The sequence below is a fragment of the Pantoea alhagi genome (assembly GCF_002101395.1).
GTDB classification, from domain to species: domain Bacteria; phylum Pseudomonadota; class Gammaproteobacteria; order Enterobacterales; family Enterobacteriaceae; genus Mixta; species Mixta alhagi.
This window is the reverse complement of sequence record NZ_CP019706.1, coordinates 229844-245762: the sequence shown is the minus strand read 5'-3', so window position 1 is coordinate 245762 and position 15919 is coordinate 229844. Positions and strand designations below refer to the sequence as shown.

Annotated in this window: 14 protein-coding genes; all 14 read left to right on the top strand. The window is 54.5% G+C overall.

The window, feature by feature from the left end:
* The first annotated feature begins 2 nt into the window (after nucleotides 1-2).
* The 14 genes from sdhA to tolA all read left to right on the top strand — a co-directional run bounded on the left by sdhA (nucleotide 3) and on the right by tolA (nucleotide 15846).
* Nucleotides 3-1769, top strand: coding sequence for a succinate dehydrogenase flavoprotein subunit (gene sdhA / locus B1H58_RS01100; protein ID WP_085067585.1), 1767 nt, complete (start codon nucleotides 3-5; stop codon nucleotides 1767-1769).
* Nucleotides 1770-1786: 17 nt separating this feature from the next.
* The gene (locus B1H58_RS01095) at nucleotides 1787-2503 is read left to right on the top strand and encodes a succinate dehydrogenase iron-sulfur subunit (protein ID WP_085067584.1); all 717 of its coding nucleotides are present in this window, start codon (nucleotides 1787-1789) and stop codon (nucleotides 2501-2503) included.
* Nucleotides 2504-2757: 254 nt separating this feature from the next.
* Nucleotides 2758-5565, top strand: coding sequence for a 2-oxoglutarate dehydrogenase E1 component (gene sucA, locus B1H58_RS01090; RefSeq protein ID WP_085067583.1), 2808 nt, complete (start codon nucleotides 2758-2760; stop codon nucleotides 5563-5565).
* Nucleotides 5566-5578: 13 nt separating this feature from the next.
* Nucleotides 5579-6802 (top strand): 2-oxoglutarate dehydrogenase complex dihydrolipoyllysine-residue succinyltransferase, encoded by a 1224-nt coding sequence (odhB, locus tag B1H58_RS01085; protein WP_085067582.1) that lies wholly within the window; start codon nucleotides 5579-5581, stop codon nucleotides 6800-6802.
* Between the two features lie 69 nt (nucleotides 6803-6871).
* A complete protein-coding gene (gene sucC / locus B1H58_RS01080) occupies nucleotides 6872-8038 on the top strand; it encodes an ADP-forming succinate--CoA ligase subunit beta (protein WP_085067581.1) in 1167 nt (388 codons plus the stop codon).
* Nucleotides 8038-8913, top strand: coding sequence for a succinate--CoA ligase subunit alpha (gene sucD, locus B1H58_RS01075; protein WP_085067580.1), 876 nt, complete (start codon nucleotides 8038-8040; stop codon nucleotides 8911-8913). The genes sucC and sucD overlap by 1 nt, the downstream gene beginning before the upstream one ends.
* A gap of 705 nt (nucleotides 8914-9618) precedes the next feature.
* Complete coding sequence (gene cydA / locus B1H58_RS01070; RefSeq protein ID WP_085072202.1) at nucleotides 9619-11187, top strand: cytochrome ubiquinol oxidase subunit I; 1569 nt, start codon at nucleotides 9619-9621, stop codon at nucleotides 11185-11187.
* Nucleotides 11188-11198: 11 nt separating this feature from the next.
* Nucleotides 11199-12338, top strand: coding sequence for a cytochrome d ubiquinol oxidase subunit II (gene cydB, locus B1H58_RS01065; protein ID WP_085067579.1), 1140 nt, complete (start codon nucleotides 11199-11201; stop codon nucleotides 12336-12338).
* A gap of 15 nt (nucleotides 12339-12353) precedes the next feature.
* Nucleotides 12354-12467 (top strand): cytochrome bd-I oxidase subunit CydX, encoded by a 114-nt coding sequence (gene cydX, locus B1H58_RS01060; RefSeq protein ID WP_085067578.1) that lies wholly within the window; start codon nucleotides 12354-12356, stop codon nucleotides 12465-12467.
* Nucleotides 12467-12760 carry a cyd operon protein YbgE gene (ybgE, locus tag B1H58_RS01055; protein WP_085067577.1) on the top strand — a complete coding sequence of 98 codons (294 nt, stop codon included), beginning with the start codon at nucleotides 12467-12469 and terminating at the stop codon, nucleotides 12758-12760. Before cydX ends, ybgE begins: the two co-directional genes overlap by 1 nt.
* A gap of 226 nt (nucleotides 12761-12986) precedes the next feature.
* Nucleotides 12987-13391, top strand: a complete 405-nt coding sequence (gene ybgC, locus B1H58_RS01050) for a tol-pal system-associated acyl-CoA thioesterase (RefSeq protein ID WP_085067576.1) — start codon at nucleotides 12987-12989, stop codon at nucleotides 13389-13391.
* Nucleotides 13388-14074 (top strand): Tol-Pal system protein TolQ, encoded by a 687-nt coding sequence (gene tolQ / locus B1H58_RS01045; protein WP_085067575.1) that lies wholly within the window; start codon nucleotides 13388-13390, stop codon nucleotides 14072-14074. The genes ybgC and tolQ overlap by 4 nt, the downstream gene beginning before the upstream one ends.
* Nucleotides 14075-14087: 13 nt before the next feature.
* Nucleotides 14088-14516 (top strand): colicin uptake protein TolR, encoded by a 429-nt coding sequence (gene tolR, locus B1H58_RS01040; protein WP_038627352.1) that lies wholly within the window; start codon nucleotides 14088-14090, stop codon nucleotides 14514-14516.
* A 31-nt stretch (nucleotides 14517-14547) separates the two neighbouring features.
* Nucleotides 14548-15846 (top strand): cell envelope integrity protein TolA, encoded by a 1299-nt coding sequence (gene tolA / locus B1H58_RS01035; protein WP_085067574.1) that lies wholly within the window; start codon nucleotides 14548-14550, stop codon nucleotides 15844-15846.
* Nucleotides 15847-15919 lie beyond the last annotated feature (73 nt).

Sequence of the window (15919 nt, the reverse complement as noted above, 5' to 3'; positions counted from 1 at the left end):
GAATGAATTTGCCAGTCAGAGAGTTTGATGCCGTCGTTATCGGGGCAGGCGGCGCAGGTATGCGCGCGGCCCTGCAGATTTCACAGTCGGGCCAGAGCTGCGCCCTGCTGTCTAAAGTTTTTCCTACCCGTTCCCATACCGTTTCTGCGCAGGGCGGTATTACCGTCGCGCTGGGTAACACCCATGAAGATAACTGGGAATGGCACATGTACGATACCGTTAAAGGTTCCGACTATATCGGTGACCAGGACGCAATCGAGTATATGTGTAAAACCGGCCCGGAAGCGATTCTGGAGCTGGAACATATGGGCCTGCCATTCTCCCGTCTGGAAGATGGCCGCATTTATCAGCGTCCGTTCGGCGGACAGTCGCGTAATTTCGGCGGCGAACAGGCGGCACGTACTGCGGCGGCAGCTGACCGTACCGGCCATGCGCTGCTGCACACGCTCTATCAGCAGAACCTGAAAAACAAAACCACCATTTTCTCAGAATGGTATGCGTTGGATCTGGTGAAAAATCAGGACGGCGCTGTAGTGGGCTGTACCGCGCTGAGTATTGAAACAGGCGAAGTCGTCTACTTCAAAGCGAAAGCCACGGTGCTGGCGACCGGCGGTGCAGGCCGTATCTATCAATCCACTACCAATGCCCATATCAATACCGGTGATGGCGTGGGTATGGCGTTGCGCGCGGGCGTGCCGGTGCAGGATATGGAGATGTGGCAGTTCCACCCGACCGGCATTGCCGGCGCTGGCGTCCTGGTGACCGAAGGTTGTCGTGGCGAAGGTGGCTATCTGCTGAATAAACATGGCGAACGCTTTATGGAACGTTATGCGCCGAACGCCAAAGATCTGGCGGGTCGTGATGTGGTCGCGCGTTCCATGATGATCGAAATTCGTGAAGGCCGCGGCTGTGAAGGCCCGTGGGGTCCGCACATCAAACTGAAGCTGGATCATCTGGGTAAAGAGGTGCTGGAGTCGCGTCTGCCGGGCATCCTTGAGCTGTCCCGTACCTTTGCTCACGTGGATCCGGTAAAAGAACCGATTCCGGTTATCCCAACCTGCCACTATATGATGGGCGGCATTCCGACCAAAGTGAGCGGCCAGGCGCTGACCCTGAACGAAAAAGGGGAAGATGTTGTGGTGCCGGGTCTGTTTGCCGTTGGTGAAATTGCCTGCGTATCGGTTCACGGCGCGAACCGCCTGGGCGGTAACTCGCTGCTGGACCTGGTCGTATTTGGCCGTGCGGCAGGCCTGCATCTGCTGGAGTCGATTCAGGAGCAGGGAACGCTGCGCGATGCCACTTCAGAAGATATCGACGCCGCCATGGCGCGCTATCATCGCTGGGATAACAACACCACGGGTGAGGATCCGGTTGAAATCCGTAAGGCGCTGCAGAGCTGCATGCAGAATAACTTCTCGGTGTTCCGTGAAGGCGATGCGATGGCGCAGGGGCTTGAGGATCTGAAACAGATCCGTGAGCGCCTGAAACATGCGCGTCTTGACGATCGTTCCAGCGATTTCAATACCCAGCGCATCGAATGCCTGGAGCTGGATAACCTGATGGAAACCGCTTTTGCTACCGCGGTAGCAGCGAATTACCGCACGGAGAGCCGCGGCGCCCATAGCCGTTTTGACTACCCGGAACGTGACGATGAGAACTGGCTGTGCCATTCGCTCTATTTGCCGCAAACCGAAAGCATGACGCGCCGTGAGGTGAACATGCAGCCGAAACTGCGCGCCGCTTTCCCGCCGAAAGTGCGTACCTACTAATTTGCGGAGAAGAGACGATGAGACTCGAATTTTCCATTTATCGTTATAACCCGGACGTGGACGACGCGCCGCGCATGCAGGATTACACCCTGGAAGCGGAAGATGGCCGTGACATGATGCTGCTGGACGCGCTGATCAAGCTAAAAGAGAAGGACCCGACGCTGGCCTTTCGTCGTTCCTGCCGCGAGGGCGTTTGCGGCTCTGACGGCCTGAATATGAACGGTCGTAACGGCCTGGCCTGCATTACACCGGTTTCAGCGCTGGGCAACGGCAAGAAAAAAATTGTTATCCGTCCGCTGCCGGGCCTGCCGGTAGTCCGTGACTTAGTCGTGGACATGGGGCAGTTCTACAAGCAGTATGAGAAGATTAAGCCTTACCTGTTGAATAATGGCGCAAATCCGCCTGCACGTGAGCATTTGCAGTCGCCGGAAGATCGTGCTCACCTGGATGGTTTGTACGAATGTATTCTGTGCGCCTGCTGCTCAACGTCATGCCCGTCATTCTGGTGGAATCCGGATAAGTTTGTTGGGCCTGCGGGGCTGCTGGCTTCCTATCGCTTCCTGATCGACAGCCGCGATACCGAAACCAATGCGCGTCTGGACGATCTCAGCGATGCTTTCAGCGTATTCCGTTGCCACAGTATCATGAACTGTGTCAGCGTCTGTCCGAAAGGGCTGAACCCAACGCGCGCTATCGGCCATATTAAGTCGATGCTGCTGCAGCGTAACGCATAACAGCACATTGCTCCGGGAACCCCGGTTCCCGGAGCATTTACGGAGACCCTGGTAAGGTCTGTCACGGCGCGGTGAAAAACCTTACCAAGGTTCCCTTACGGGCCAGGGCATCGATTGCCCCGTGCTTGTATCGATGAACTGGATCTGGCTGTGGCGAGCACTTTCCAAGCAGGTGCGCGACACAGCGTTGGGCAAGCCGGTAACCCGGCAACAATGAAACCTCGAAAAAAGCATGTAATGCTTAAGGGATCACAATGCAGAACAGCGCAATGAAGCCCTGGCTTGACTCTTCCTGGCTGGCCGGCGCGAACCAATCTTACATAGAGCAGCTCTATGAGGATTTTCTCACCGATCCTGACTCTGTTGATGCTGTATGGCGCGATATGTTCCAACAGCTTCCCGGCACCGGGCTCAGGCCTGAGCAGTTCCACTCCTCTACGCGCGACTATTTCCGTCGTCTGGCAAAAGATACCTCGCGTTACGCCGCTTCCGTTGGCGATCCCGATGCCAATGCCAAACAGGTTAAAGTCCTGCAGCTGATCAATGCCTACCGCTTCCGTGGACATCAGCACGCTAACCTCGATCCGCTGGGCCTCTGGCAGCAGGAGCAGGTTTCCGATCTCGACCCGGCTTTTCATGGCTTAAGCGAGGCGGATTTTCAGGAAACCTTTAATGTTGGCTCTTTTGCCATTGGCAAAGATCGCTTGCAGTTAGGGGAACTGATTAATGCGCTGAAGCAAACCTACTGCGGCTCAATCGGCGCGGAATATATGCATATCACCAACACCGATGAAAAACGCTGGCTGCAACAGCGTATCGAATCGGCTGTGGGGCGCGCATCTTTCTCCGCTGAAGAGAAAAAAGGCTTTCTGAAAGAGCTGACCGCCGCAGAAGGGCTGGAGCGTTATCTGGGTGCTAAATTCCCCGGCGCGAAACGCTTCTCGCTGGAAGGCGGCGATGCGCTGGTGCCGATGCTGCGTGAGATGATTCGTCACGCCGGCAAAAGCGGCACGCGTGAAGTGGTACTGGGGATGGCGCACCGTGGTCGCCTGAACGTATTAATCAACGTACTGGGTAAAAAACCTCAGGACCTGTTTGACGAGTTCGCCGGTAAACACAAAGAGCATCTCGGTACCGGCGACGTGAAATACCATATGGGCTTCTCTTCCGATGTGGAAACCGAAGGCGGTATGGTTCACCTGGCGCTGGCGTTTAACCCGTCGCACCTGGAGATCGTCAGTCCGGTAGTCATGGGCTCGGTACGTGCCCGCCTCGATCGTCTGGATGAGCCGGTCAGCAATAAAGTGCTGCCGATTACCATTCATGGCGATGCGGCGGTCATCGGCCAGGGCGTGGTTCAGGAAACCCTGAACATGTCGCAGGCGCGCGGTTATGAAGTAGGCGGTACGGTGCGTATCGTGATTAACAACCAGATCGGTTTTACCACTTCAAACCCGAAAGATGCCCGTTCAACACAATACTGTACCGACATCGGTAAAATGGTGCAGTCGCCTATTTTCCACGTTAACGCCGACGATCCGGAAGCGGTCGCCTTTGTGACCCGCCTGGCGCTCGATTTCCGTAACACCTTTAAGCGCGACGTCTTTATCGATCTGGTTTGCTATCGCCGTCACGGCCATAACGAAGCGGATGAGCCAAGCGCAACCCAGCCGGTGATGTACCAGAAAATCAAAAAGCATCCGACGCCGCGTAAAATCTACGCCGATCGTCTGGAAGCGGAGCAGGTGATTAATCTGGAAGACGCTACGGAGATGGTTAACCTGTACCGTGATGCGCTGGATGCAGGCGAATGCGTGGTGCCGGAATGGCGTCCGATGAGCCTGCACTCTTTCACCTGGTCGCCTTATCTCAACCATGAGTGGGATGAGAGCTACCCGGAAAAAGTGGAACTCAAGCGTCTGCAGGAGCTGGCGAAACGCATCAGTCAGGTACCGGAATCTGTTGAAGTGCAGTCGCGCGTGGCGAAAATTTACAACGACCGCGCAGAAATGGCGGCAGGCAATAAGCCGTTTGACTGGGGCGCAGCGGAAAATCTCGCCTACGCCACGCTGGTGGATGAGGGTATTCCTGTGCGTATTTCCGGCGAAGACTCCGGGCGCGGCACCTTCTTCCATCGTCATGCAGTGATTCATAACCAGGCGAACGGCTCAACCTGGATCCCGCTGCAGCATATCCATAACGGCCAGGGCCAGTTCAAAGTCTGGGACTCGGTGCTGTCGGAAGAAGCCGTGTTGGCGTTTGAGTATGGTTATGCCACCGCTGAGCCGCGTACCCTGACCATCTGGGAAGCGCAGTTTGGCGACTTTGCCAACGGCGCCCAGGTGGTTATCGATCAGTTCATCAGCTCCGGCGAGCAGAAGTGGGGCCGTATGTGCGGTCTGGTGATGCTGCTGCCGCACGGCTATGAAGGGCAGGGACCGGAGCACTCATCGGCGCGCCTGGAACGTTATCTGCAACTGTGCGCAGAGCAGAATATGCAGGTCTGTGTACCGTCGACTCCGGCGCAGGTCTATCACATGCTGCGTCGTCAGGCGTTGCGCGGTATGCGTCGCCCGCTGGTGGTCATGTCGCCGAAGTCGCTGCTGCGTCATCCGCTGGCGGTTTCTACCCTGGATGAGCTGGCAAACGGCAGCTTTAAGCCCGCGATTGGCGAAGTCGACGCGCTGGATGCCAAAGCAGTGAAACGCGTCGTGCTGTGTGCCGGTAAGGTCTATTACGATCTGCTGGAGCAGCGTCGCAAAAATGAACAAAGCGATGTCGCTATCGTGCGCATTGAGCAGCTTTATCCTTTCCCGCACAAAGCGGTACAGGAGGCGCTGCAGCCTTACGCGCACGTACATGATTTCGTTTGGTGTCAGGAGGAGCCGCTAAACCAGGGCGCCTGGTATTGCAGCCAGCATCACTTCCGTGAAGTGATTCCTTTTGGTGCTTCTTTACGTTATGCCGGACGTCCGGCTTCCGCTTCACCTGCTGTAGGTTACATGTCTGTACACCTGAAACAGCAGCAAGACCTGGTTAATGACGCGCTGAACGTTGATTAAATAAGGAAAGATAATGAGTAGCGTAGAAATTCTCGTTCCCGACCTGCCTGAATCTGTTGCTGATGCCACTGTAGCAACCTGGCATAAGAAACCGGGCGATGCGGTAAGCCGCGATGAAGTACTGGTAGAAATCGAGACCGATAAAGTGGTGCTGGAAGTGCCAGCCTCTGCTGACGGCGTGCTGGAAGCCGTACTGGAAGAAGAGGGCGCAACCGTGACCTCGCGTCAGATCCTGGGACGCCTGAAAGAGGGTAACAGCGGCGGCAAAGAGGCCTCTGTTAAAACGGAAAGCAATGAGTCCACTCCGGCGCAGCGTCAGTCTGCTTCGCTGGAAGAAGAGAGCAACGATGCCCTCAGCCCGGCGATTCGTCGGCTGATTGCCGAGCACGATCTGGATGCGGCGGCGATTAAAGGCACCGGCGTAGGTGGACGCATTACCCGCGAAGATGTGGAAAAACATCTCACGCAGCAGCCGGCGAAAGCCGAGTCGAAACCGCAAGCCGCCGCGCCGCAGGCACAGCCTCAACCGCTGGCTGGCCGCAGCGAGAAGCGCGTACCTATGACGCGTCTGCGTAAGCGCGTTGCCGAGCGTCTGCTGGAAGCGAAAAACAGCACCGCCATGCTGACCACTTTTAACGAAGTCAACATGAAGCCGATCATGGAGCTGCGTAAGCAGTACGGCGATGCCTTCGAGAAACGTCACGGCGTGCGTCTGGGCTTTATGTCCTTCTATATCAAAGCGGTTGTGGAAGCGCTGAAACGCTATCCGGAAGTGAACGCTTCCATCGATGGCGAAGATGTGGTGTATCACAACTACTTTGACGTCAGCATCGCCGTTTCCACGCCGCGCGGCCTGGTGACGCCGGTTCTGCGCGATGTCGATACGCTGAGCATGGCGGATATCGAGAAGAAAATTAAAGAGCTGGCGGTAAAAGGCCGTGACGGCAAGCTGACGGTAGAAGAACTGACCGGCGGTAACTTTACCATCACCAACGGTGGTGTGTTCGGTTCGCTGATGTCGACGCCGATCATTAACCCGCCGCAGAGCGCTATCCTGGGCATGCACGCAATCAAAGATCGCCCAATGGCGGTTAATGGTCAGGTTGTGGTGCTGCCGATGATGTATCTGGCGCTCTCTTACGACCACCGTCTGATTGATGGCCGCGAATCCGTGGGCTATCTGGTGGCAGTGAAAGAGATGCTGGAAGATCCGGCGCGCCTGCTGCTGGACGTTTAATGTTGCCGGGCGCGGTTACTGCCGCGCCCAACCTTATTAATCTTTTCAGACCTGAATGGATAGAACATCATGAACTTACACGAGTACCAGGCGAAACAGCTGTTTGCACGGTATGGCTTACCGGCACCGACCGGTTACGCCTGCACTACGCCACGTGAAGCGGAAGAAGCGGCCTCTAAAATTGGCGCAGGCCCGTGGGTAGTAAAATGTCAGGTTCATGCCGGTGGCCGTGGTAAAGCGGGCGGTGTGAAAGTGGTTAACAGCAAAGAAGAGATCCGTACTTTTGCTGAAAACTGGCTGGGTAAACGTCTGGTCACTTATCAAACGGATGCGGAAGGTCAGCCGGTTAACCAGATTCTGGTTGAAGCCGCTACCGATATTGATCAGGAACTCTACCTGGGCGCCGTGGTTGACCGCAGCACCCGTCGGGTCGTGTTTATGGCCTCCACCGAAGGCGGCGTTGAAATTGAAAAAGTGGCGGAAGAGACGCCAGAGCTGATTCATAAAATGGCGCTGGATCCGCTGACCGGCCCGCAGCCTTATCAGGGCCGTGAGCTGGCGTTTAAGCTGGGTCTGAGCGGCAAGCAGGTCAATCAGTTCACTAAAATTTTCATGGGTCTGGCGACGCTGTTCCTGGAACGTGACCTGGCCCTGGTTGAAATCAACCCGCTGGTTATCACCAAACAGGGCGATCTGGTCTGCCTGGATGGCAAACTGGGCGCAGACGGCAACGCCATGTTCCGTCAACCGGAGCTGCGTGAAATGCGCGATCCGAGCCAGGAAGATCCGCGCGAAGCGCATGCGACGCAGTGGGAGCTTAACTACGTTGCGCTGGAAGGCAACATCGGCTGTATGGTAAACGGCGCCGGTCTGGCGATGGGCACCATGGACATCGTGAAACATCACGGTGGTCAGCCAGCTAACTTCCTTGACGTTGGCGGCGGCGCAACCAAAGAGCGTGTTACCGAAGCCTTTAAAATCATCCTGTCTGACGACGCGGTTAAAGCGGTATTCGTTAACATTTTCGGCGGCATCGTACGCTGTGACCTGATTGCTGATGGCATCATCGGCGCGGTGGCAGAAGTTGGCGTCAACGTACCGGTAGTGGTGCGTCTTGAAGGGAACAACGCTGAGCTGGGCGCACAGAAACTGGCGGACAGCGGTCTGAACATTATTGCAGCAACCAGCCTGACCGACGCGGCCCAACGCGTTGTTGCTGCAGCGGAGGGTAAATAATGTCCATTTTGATCGACAAAAACACCAAAGTGATCTGCCAGGGTTTCACCGGCGGCCAGGGTACATTCCACTCTGAACAGGCACTGGCCTATGGTACGCAGCTGGTTGGCGGCGTAACGCCCGGCAAAGGCGGCACCACACATCTGGGCCTGCCGGTGTTCAATACCGTACGCGAGGCGGTGGAAGCGACTGGCGCAACGGCATCCGTTATCTATGTCCCGGCACCTTTCTGCAAAGACGGGATTCTGGAAGCGATCGATGCGGGTATTAAGCTGATCATTACTATCACTGAAGGCATCCCGACGCTGGATATGCTGACGGTAAAAGTGAAGCTGGATGAAGCGGGCGTGCGCATGATTGGGCCGAACTGTCCGGGCGTTATCACCCCAGGCGAATGTAAAATCGGCATCATGCCGGGCCACATTCACCAGCCGGGCCGCATCGGTATCGTTTCACGTTCCGGTACGCTGACCTATGAAGCTGTGAAGCAGACTACCGATATCGGCTACGGCCAGTCCACCTGTGTGGGCATCGGCGGCGACCCGATCCCTGGCTCTAACTTTATCGATATCCTGCAGATGTTCCAGGATGACCCGCAGACAGAAGCCATCGTGATGATTGGTGAAATCGGCGGCAGCGCAGAAGAAGAAGCGGCAGCCTACATCAAAGAACACGTTACCAAACCGGTTGTCGGCTATATCGCTGGCGTCACGGCGCCGAAAGGCAAGCGTATGGGCCATGCTGGCGCGATCATTGCCGGTGGCAAAGGTACGGCAGATGAGAAATTCGCTGCGCTGGAAGCGGCCGGTGTTAAAACCGTTCGTAGCCTTGCCGATATTGGCGACGCGGTAAAAGCGGTACTCCCTCTTAAATAATCTGCACCAGATTATTCGGCAGACTGGCCACCTACGGGTGGCCTTTTTTATGGCTTTTATTCCTGCTATAAGGACTGTTTGTTAATAATAAAATAAATTAAGGTTTAACAATTGTGAAATTAAATACAATAAAAATCTATTTTCCTTTTTATCAATGGAATTGAAATAAAAATATAAGGCTACTCTTGCGAAAGGAACATGCATTTATACAGTATGATTTTCCTGTTTTTAAATAAACGATTAATAAAAGCATCTAGATAAAACATATTATTAACATATATTTTACCTGTTTAATTTAAATTGATATTTATGTTTAACCTTATTTTAATTTATAATCTAAATAATTGATATTTATATCATATTTGACCAGATTTCTGTTTTTTGATTTTATTGCGTTATGTCATATCACGCCTCTCTAACGCTTTCAGGTTAAATGCAGGTCCAGATCAAAAAATATCCCGGAGATCACAATAATTTCTCTTTACCGTATCGTTTGTAAGGGTATGATATTACCGTCTCACTCACGGTGAGTTATCAATTCTCTTTCATTTGCTGCCTGCGGGTATGATTTTCCCTGCCCGTCTAACAGCAAAATATAAATATCGTTTTATTGAAAACAGCAATCAGCATGGCGCTATTTGCCAACGCTTTCCGGCAAATAAACATCATGCATTAACTGCTTTTAGCAAAGAGCAAGGGGTTAAGATGTTTGATATCGTCGAACTGTCGCGTTTACAGTTTGCCCTGACTGCGATGTACCACTTCCTTTTCGTGCCGTTAACGCTGGGTATGGCGTTTCTGCTGGCGATTATGGAAACCGTTTATGTCCTGTCGGGTAAACAGATCTACAAAGATATGACCAAATTCTGGGGCAAGTTGTTTGGTATCAACTTTGCACTGGGCGTGGCAACAGGCCTGACCATGGAGTTCCAGTTCGGCACTAACTGGTCTTATTACTCTCACTATGTCGGCGATATCTTCGGTGCCCCGCTGGCCATTGAAGGCCTGATGGCTTTCTTCCTCGAATCCACCTTTGTTGGCCTGTTCTTTTTTGGCTGGGATCGCCTGAGCAAAGTGCAGCACATGGCCGTTACCTGGCTGGTGGCTCTGGGTTCCAACCTCTCTGCGCTCTGGATCCTGGTGGCAAATGGCTGGATGCAAAACCCCATCGCCTCTGAATTTAATTTCGAAACCATGCGTATGGAGATGGTGAGCTTCTCAGAGCTGGTGCTTAACCCGGTCGCGCAGGTGAAGTTTGTGCATACGGTTGCGGCAGGCTATACCACCGGCGCGATGTTTATTCTTGGCATCAGTGCGTATTACCTGCTGCGCGGGCGCGATCTGGCGTTCGCTAAACGCTCTTTTGCTATTGCCGCCAGCTTTGGCATGGCGGCGGTGCTATCGGTGATCGTGCTGGGCGATGAGTCAGGCTACGAAATGGGCGATGTGCAAAAAACCAAGCTGGCAGCGATCGAAGCCGAGTGGGAAACGCAGCCCGCCCCGGCAGCCTTTACCCTGTTTGGCCTGCCCGATCAGCTGACGCAGGAAAACAGCTATGCGATTCAAATTCCTTATCTGCTGGGTCTGATCGCTACCCGTTCGGTCGATCGGCCAGTTACCGGCCTGAAAGATCTGCTGGCGCAGCATGAAGTGCGCATCCGCAACGGGATGAAGGCCTATCACCTGCTGGAAGAACTGCGCGCGGGCAATACCGATCCGGCAGTGCGTGAAGCCTTTAACGGCCACAAGCAGGATTTGGGTTACGGTCTGCTGCTGAAACGTTATACGCCAAATGTCGTCGACGCCACGGAAGCGCAAATCAAGCTGGCTACCCAGGACTCGATTCCGCATGTTGCGCCACTCTATTTCTCTTTCCGCATTATGGTGCTGTGCGGCGTGCTGATGCTCGGCATTATCGGCCTCTCGTTCTGGAGCGTTATTCGTAACCGCATCGGGAAAAACCGTTGGCTGCTGAAAGCGGCGCTGTATGGCATTCCGCTGCCGTGGATCGCCGTTGAAGCGGGCTGGTTTGTTGCAGAGTATGGACGTCAGCCGTGGGCGATTGGCGAGGTGCTGCCAACGGCTGTGGCGAATTCAACGCTTACCGTCGGCGATCTGTTGTTCTCGATGGGACTGATTTGCGGCCTCTACACGCTATTCCTGGTGGTGGAAATGTATCTGATGTTCAAATTTGCCCGCCTGGGACCAAGCAGCCTGAAAACCGGACGCTATCACTATGAGCAGTCCACTCTCGCCTCGCAGTCGGTGCAGTAAAGGAGCCAGCCATGTTGGATTATGACGTTGTACGCTTTATCTGGTGGCTGCTGATCGGTATTTTGCTGATTGGCTTTGCGGTCACCGATGGTTTTGATATGGGCGTGGGCATGCTGTCGCGCATTCTCGGACGTACCGATACGGAACGTCGGATCATGATCAATAGCATTGCGCCGCACTGGGATGGAAACCAGGTCTGGCTGATTACCGCTGGCGGCGCACTGTTTGCCGCCTGGCCGATGGTCTATGCCGCCGCCTTCTCCGGTTTCTACGTTGCGATGATTTTAGTGCTGGCCTCGCTGTTTTTCCGGCCGGTGGGCTTTGACTACCGGTCGAAAATTGAAGATATGCGCTGGCGCACGCTGTGGGACTGGGGCATTTTTATCGGCAGCTTTGTTCCGCCGCTGGTGATTGGCGTGGCGTTTGGCAACCTGTTGCAGGGCGTGCCCTTCCATACCGACGCCTATCTGCGCCTCTACTACACCGGTAATTTCTTCCAGCTGCTGAATCCGTTTGGTCTGCTGGCGGGCGTGGTTAGCCTGACGATGATCCTGACGCAGGGCGCAACTTACCTGCAGATGCGCACCCATGGCGAACTCTATTTACGCGCTCGTGCCACTGCGCAAATCTGTGCGCTGATTATGCTGGTTGCTTTTGCGCTGGCGGGCGTTTGGGTGGTTTACGGTATTGATGGCTACGTGGTGACCAGCGCGCTGGATCATGCCGCATCCTCAAATCCGCTAAATAAAGAAGTGGCGCGCGAAGCAGGCGCCTGGCTGATTAATTTCAATCAGCATCCGCTGCTGTGGCTGATTCCGGCGCTGGGCGTGGCATTGCCGCTTCTTACCGTTATCAGTTCACGCATCGGGAAGGGCGGCTGGGCGTTTCTGTTCTCTTCGCTGACGCTGGCCTGCGTTATTTTGACCGCTGGCGTGGCGATGTTTCCCTTTATTATGCCCTCCTGCATCCAGCCGGACATGAGCCTGACCATGTGGGATGCCACGTCAAGCCTGATGACGCTGAAACTGATGCTGTTTGTGGCGATGATCTTTGTGCCGCTTATCCTGATTTACACCAGCTGGTGTTACTACAAAATGTTCGGACGTATCACGAAAGAACATATTGAAAGCAACACTCATTCACTCTATTAACGGAGGCGTTAAACCATGTGGTATTTTGCCTGGATTCTTGGAACGCTACTGGCCTGTGCCTTCGGGATTATCACCGCGCTGGCGCTGGAGCATGTAGAAGATAGCGCCCAGCAACAGGATAAACCCTGATGCGTCAGCAGCTGCAACAGCTCTATTTCATCATGGATAAGCGTCCGCTGCGGGCGCTTTCTCTGGTGCTGGCATTGCTGCTGGCAGGCTGCCTGTTCTGGGATCCGACGCGTTTTGCCGCCGGCACCAGTTCGCTCACCGTCTGGCAGGGCTTTTTACTGATATGGGCGGTATGCGCTGGCGTGGTGCACGGCGTTGGATTTCATCCTCGCCGGGTACGGTGGCAGATGTTTTTCTCGCCGCTGTTGGCCCTGATTGCCCTCTCGCTGGGAACGTTCATTTTCTTTTTTTGATTCGATTGCAGGCCTGAAGCATGAGTACAGGCTCAGGCCTGTCTGACGCTGAAAATTTATGTCAGCAAACGTCTGTTTAGCGCCGTTTTTTTTCAATAATTATCCTGCCGTTTTTGTCAATAGTTTCCATTCTATAATTATTTTCTCCGCGCTCTGGTGACCCATTCCAAAGCCGTTTGCACTTGCGTATAGTAGCAACGTTTAAAAAGCATTACCGGGATGTAAAGTGAGTACAACGCTGTTTCGATGGCCGGTGCGTGTCTATTACGAAGATACCGATGCCGGTGGGGTGGTTTACCACGCCAGCTATATCGCTTTTTATGAACGAGCGCGTACGGAGATGCTGCGCCAGCATCATTTCCATCAACAATCGCTGCTTGAACAGCAGATTGCTTTTGTCGTACGTCGAATCACGGTTGATTATATTGCCGCCGCGCGACTGGATGATATGCTTGAAGTGCAGAGCGAGGTGATGTCGATGACCCGTGCCACTATGACGTTCAGGCAACGCATCGTTAACGCAGAAGGCAAATTGCTCAATGAAGCAGAAGTCCTTATCGCCTGCATCAACCCACACCTAATGAAGCCAATAGCGCTTCCCAAGTCTATTGTCGCGGAGTTCAAGCAGTGACTGACATGAATGTTCTTGATTTGTTCCTGAAGGCAAGCCTTCTGGTTAAACTTATCATGTTAATTTTGATCGGGTTTTCCATTGCGTCCTGGGCGATTATTATCCAGCGCACCCGCATTCTTAACGCGGCGGGACGCGAAGCGGAAGCGTTTGAAGACAAATTTTGGTCGGGCATTGAGCTATCCCGCCTTTATCAGGAAAGCCAGGCGCGTCGCGATGAGCTAACCGGCTCAGAGCAGATCTTTTACGCCGGTTTTAAAGAATTTGCGCGTTTGCATCGCGCCAACAGCCATGCGCCGGAAGCGGTGCTGGAAGGCGCCAGTCGGGCGATGCGTATCTCAATGAACCGTGAGCTGGAAAGCCTGGAAAACCATATTCCTTTCCTTGGCACCGTGGGTTCCATCAGTCCCTATATTGGTCTGTTTGGTACCGTGTGGGGGATTATGCACGCCTTTATCGCGCTGGGCGCGGTGAAGCAGGCGACGCTGCAGATGGTTGCGCCGGGTATTGCTGAAGCGCTGATTGCGACCGCTATCGGCCTGTTTGCTGCTATCCCTGCCGTAATGGCGTATAACCGCCTGAACCAGCGCGTCAACAAACTGGAACAGGGTTATGACAACTTTATGGAAGAGTTCACGGCTATCCTGCACCGTCAGGCATTCTCCAGCGAGAATAAAAAGTAAGCAGAGGTGACGTATGGCCAGAACGCGTGGTCGCGGTCGTCGCGATCTGAAGTCTGAAATTAACATCGTTCCGCTGCTGGACGTGCTGTTGGTGCTGCTGCTGATTTTTATGGCAACGGCGCCCATTATCACCCAGAGCGTTGAAGTCGATCTGCCGGATGCCACGGATTCTAAAACGGTGTCCAGTGATGATAATCCACCGGTGATCGTAGAGGTTTCCGGCGTTGGGCAATATAGTCTGGTTGTCGATCACGATCGTATGGAGCAGTTGCCTTCAGAGCAGGTGGTGGCGGAAGCGCAGCGCCGACTGGAAGCGAATCCGAAAACGGTGTTTCTGATTGGCGGCGCAAAAGATGTGCCCTATGACGAGATTATCAAGGCGCTGAACCTGCTGCACCAGGCGGGTGTGAAATCAGTCGGCCTGATGACGCAGCCAATTTAATTATTCCGTAACCGTTTTTTGGGAACCGAGCGTGTCGAAGGCATCCGAACAAAACGATAAGTTAAAACGCGCGATAATCATCTCAGTGATATTGCATATCGTCCTGATTGCATTACTGATTTGGAGTTCGTTTAACGAAAAAATCGAGGCCAGCGGTGGCGGTGGCGGTAGCGATATTGATGCCGTTATGGTCGACCCAGGTGCGGTGGTTGAACAGTATAACCGCCAGCAAAATCAGCAAAGCGACAGCCAGCGCGCCGAGCAGCAGCGTCAGAAGCAGGCGCAGCAGCAGGCGGAAGAGCTGCAGCAAAAGCGCGCAGCTGAGCAGCAGCGATTGAAAGAGCTGGAAAAAGAGCGGCTTCAGGCGCAGGAAGAGGCGAAACAACAGGCCCAGGCGCAGGCTGAACAGCAGCGCCAGGCGGAAGAAGCCACCAAACGCGCCGCAGAGCAGCAAAAAGCTGCAGAAGCCGCTGCAGCGAAAGCGAAAGCAGAAGCGGCGGAGCAGGCGAAAGCTGCAGCCAAAGCGAAAGCAGAAGCGGCAGAGCAGGCCAAAGCTGCCGCAGCCGAAGCGAAAGCCAAAGCAGCAGAGCAGGCCAAAGCTGCCGCAGCCGAAGCGAAAGCCAAAGCAGCAGAGCAGGCCAAAGCTGCCGCAGCCGAAGCGAAAGCTAAAGCAGCAGAGCAGGCTAAAGCTGCGGCCGCTGAAGCGAAAGCCAAAGCGGCGCAGGAAGCGAAAGAGAAAGCGGCTGCTGAGGCAAAGGCCAAAGCGGCGCAGGAAGCAAAAGAGAAAGCGGCTGAGGCGAAGGCCAAAGCGGCACAGGAAGCGAAAGAGAAAGCGGCCGCTGAGGCAAAAGCCAAAGCGGAGGCGAAAGCAAAAGCGGCCGCTGAAGCTAAAGCGAAGGCAGCGGCTGAAGCGAAGAAAAAAGCAGCGGCGGAAGCCGCCAGCGACAGCAGCGCGGTTGATGATTTACTGGGCGGCCTGACCTCGGGTAAAAACGCACCGAAAACCGGCCAGGCCGGTGGCGGTGCGGCAGGGAAGGGCACTCAGAAAAAATCAGGCGCTTCCGGCGCGGCGATTGACAGCTATCTGGGACAGGTAAAAGGCGCGATAGAGAGTAAATTCTACGATGCCGATACCTTTAAGGGGCGCACCTGTGACGTTCGTATTAAGCTGGCGCCTGATGGTTTGCTGATTTCAGCTACGGCGGCGGGCGGCGATGCGGCGTTGTGTCAGGCGGCGATCAATGCGGCACGTATGGCGCGTATGCCTAAACCACCAAGCCAGGATGTCTGGCAGGCGGTAAAAGATGCGACGCTGGAATTCAAGCCGTAAGAATGCAGTAACAAATGGCAGGTTGAACTATGGTTAGCTTGCCGTACTCTGTATGGTTTTAGTTAATCGTCGT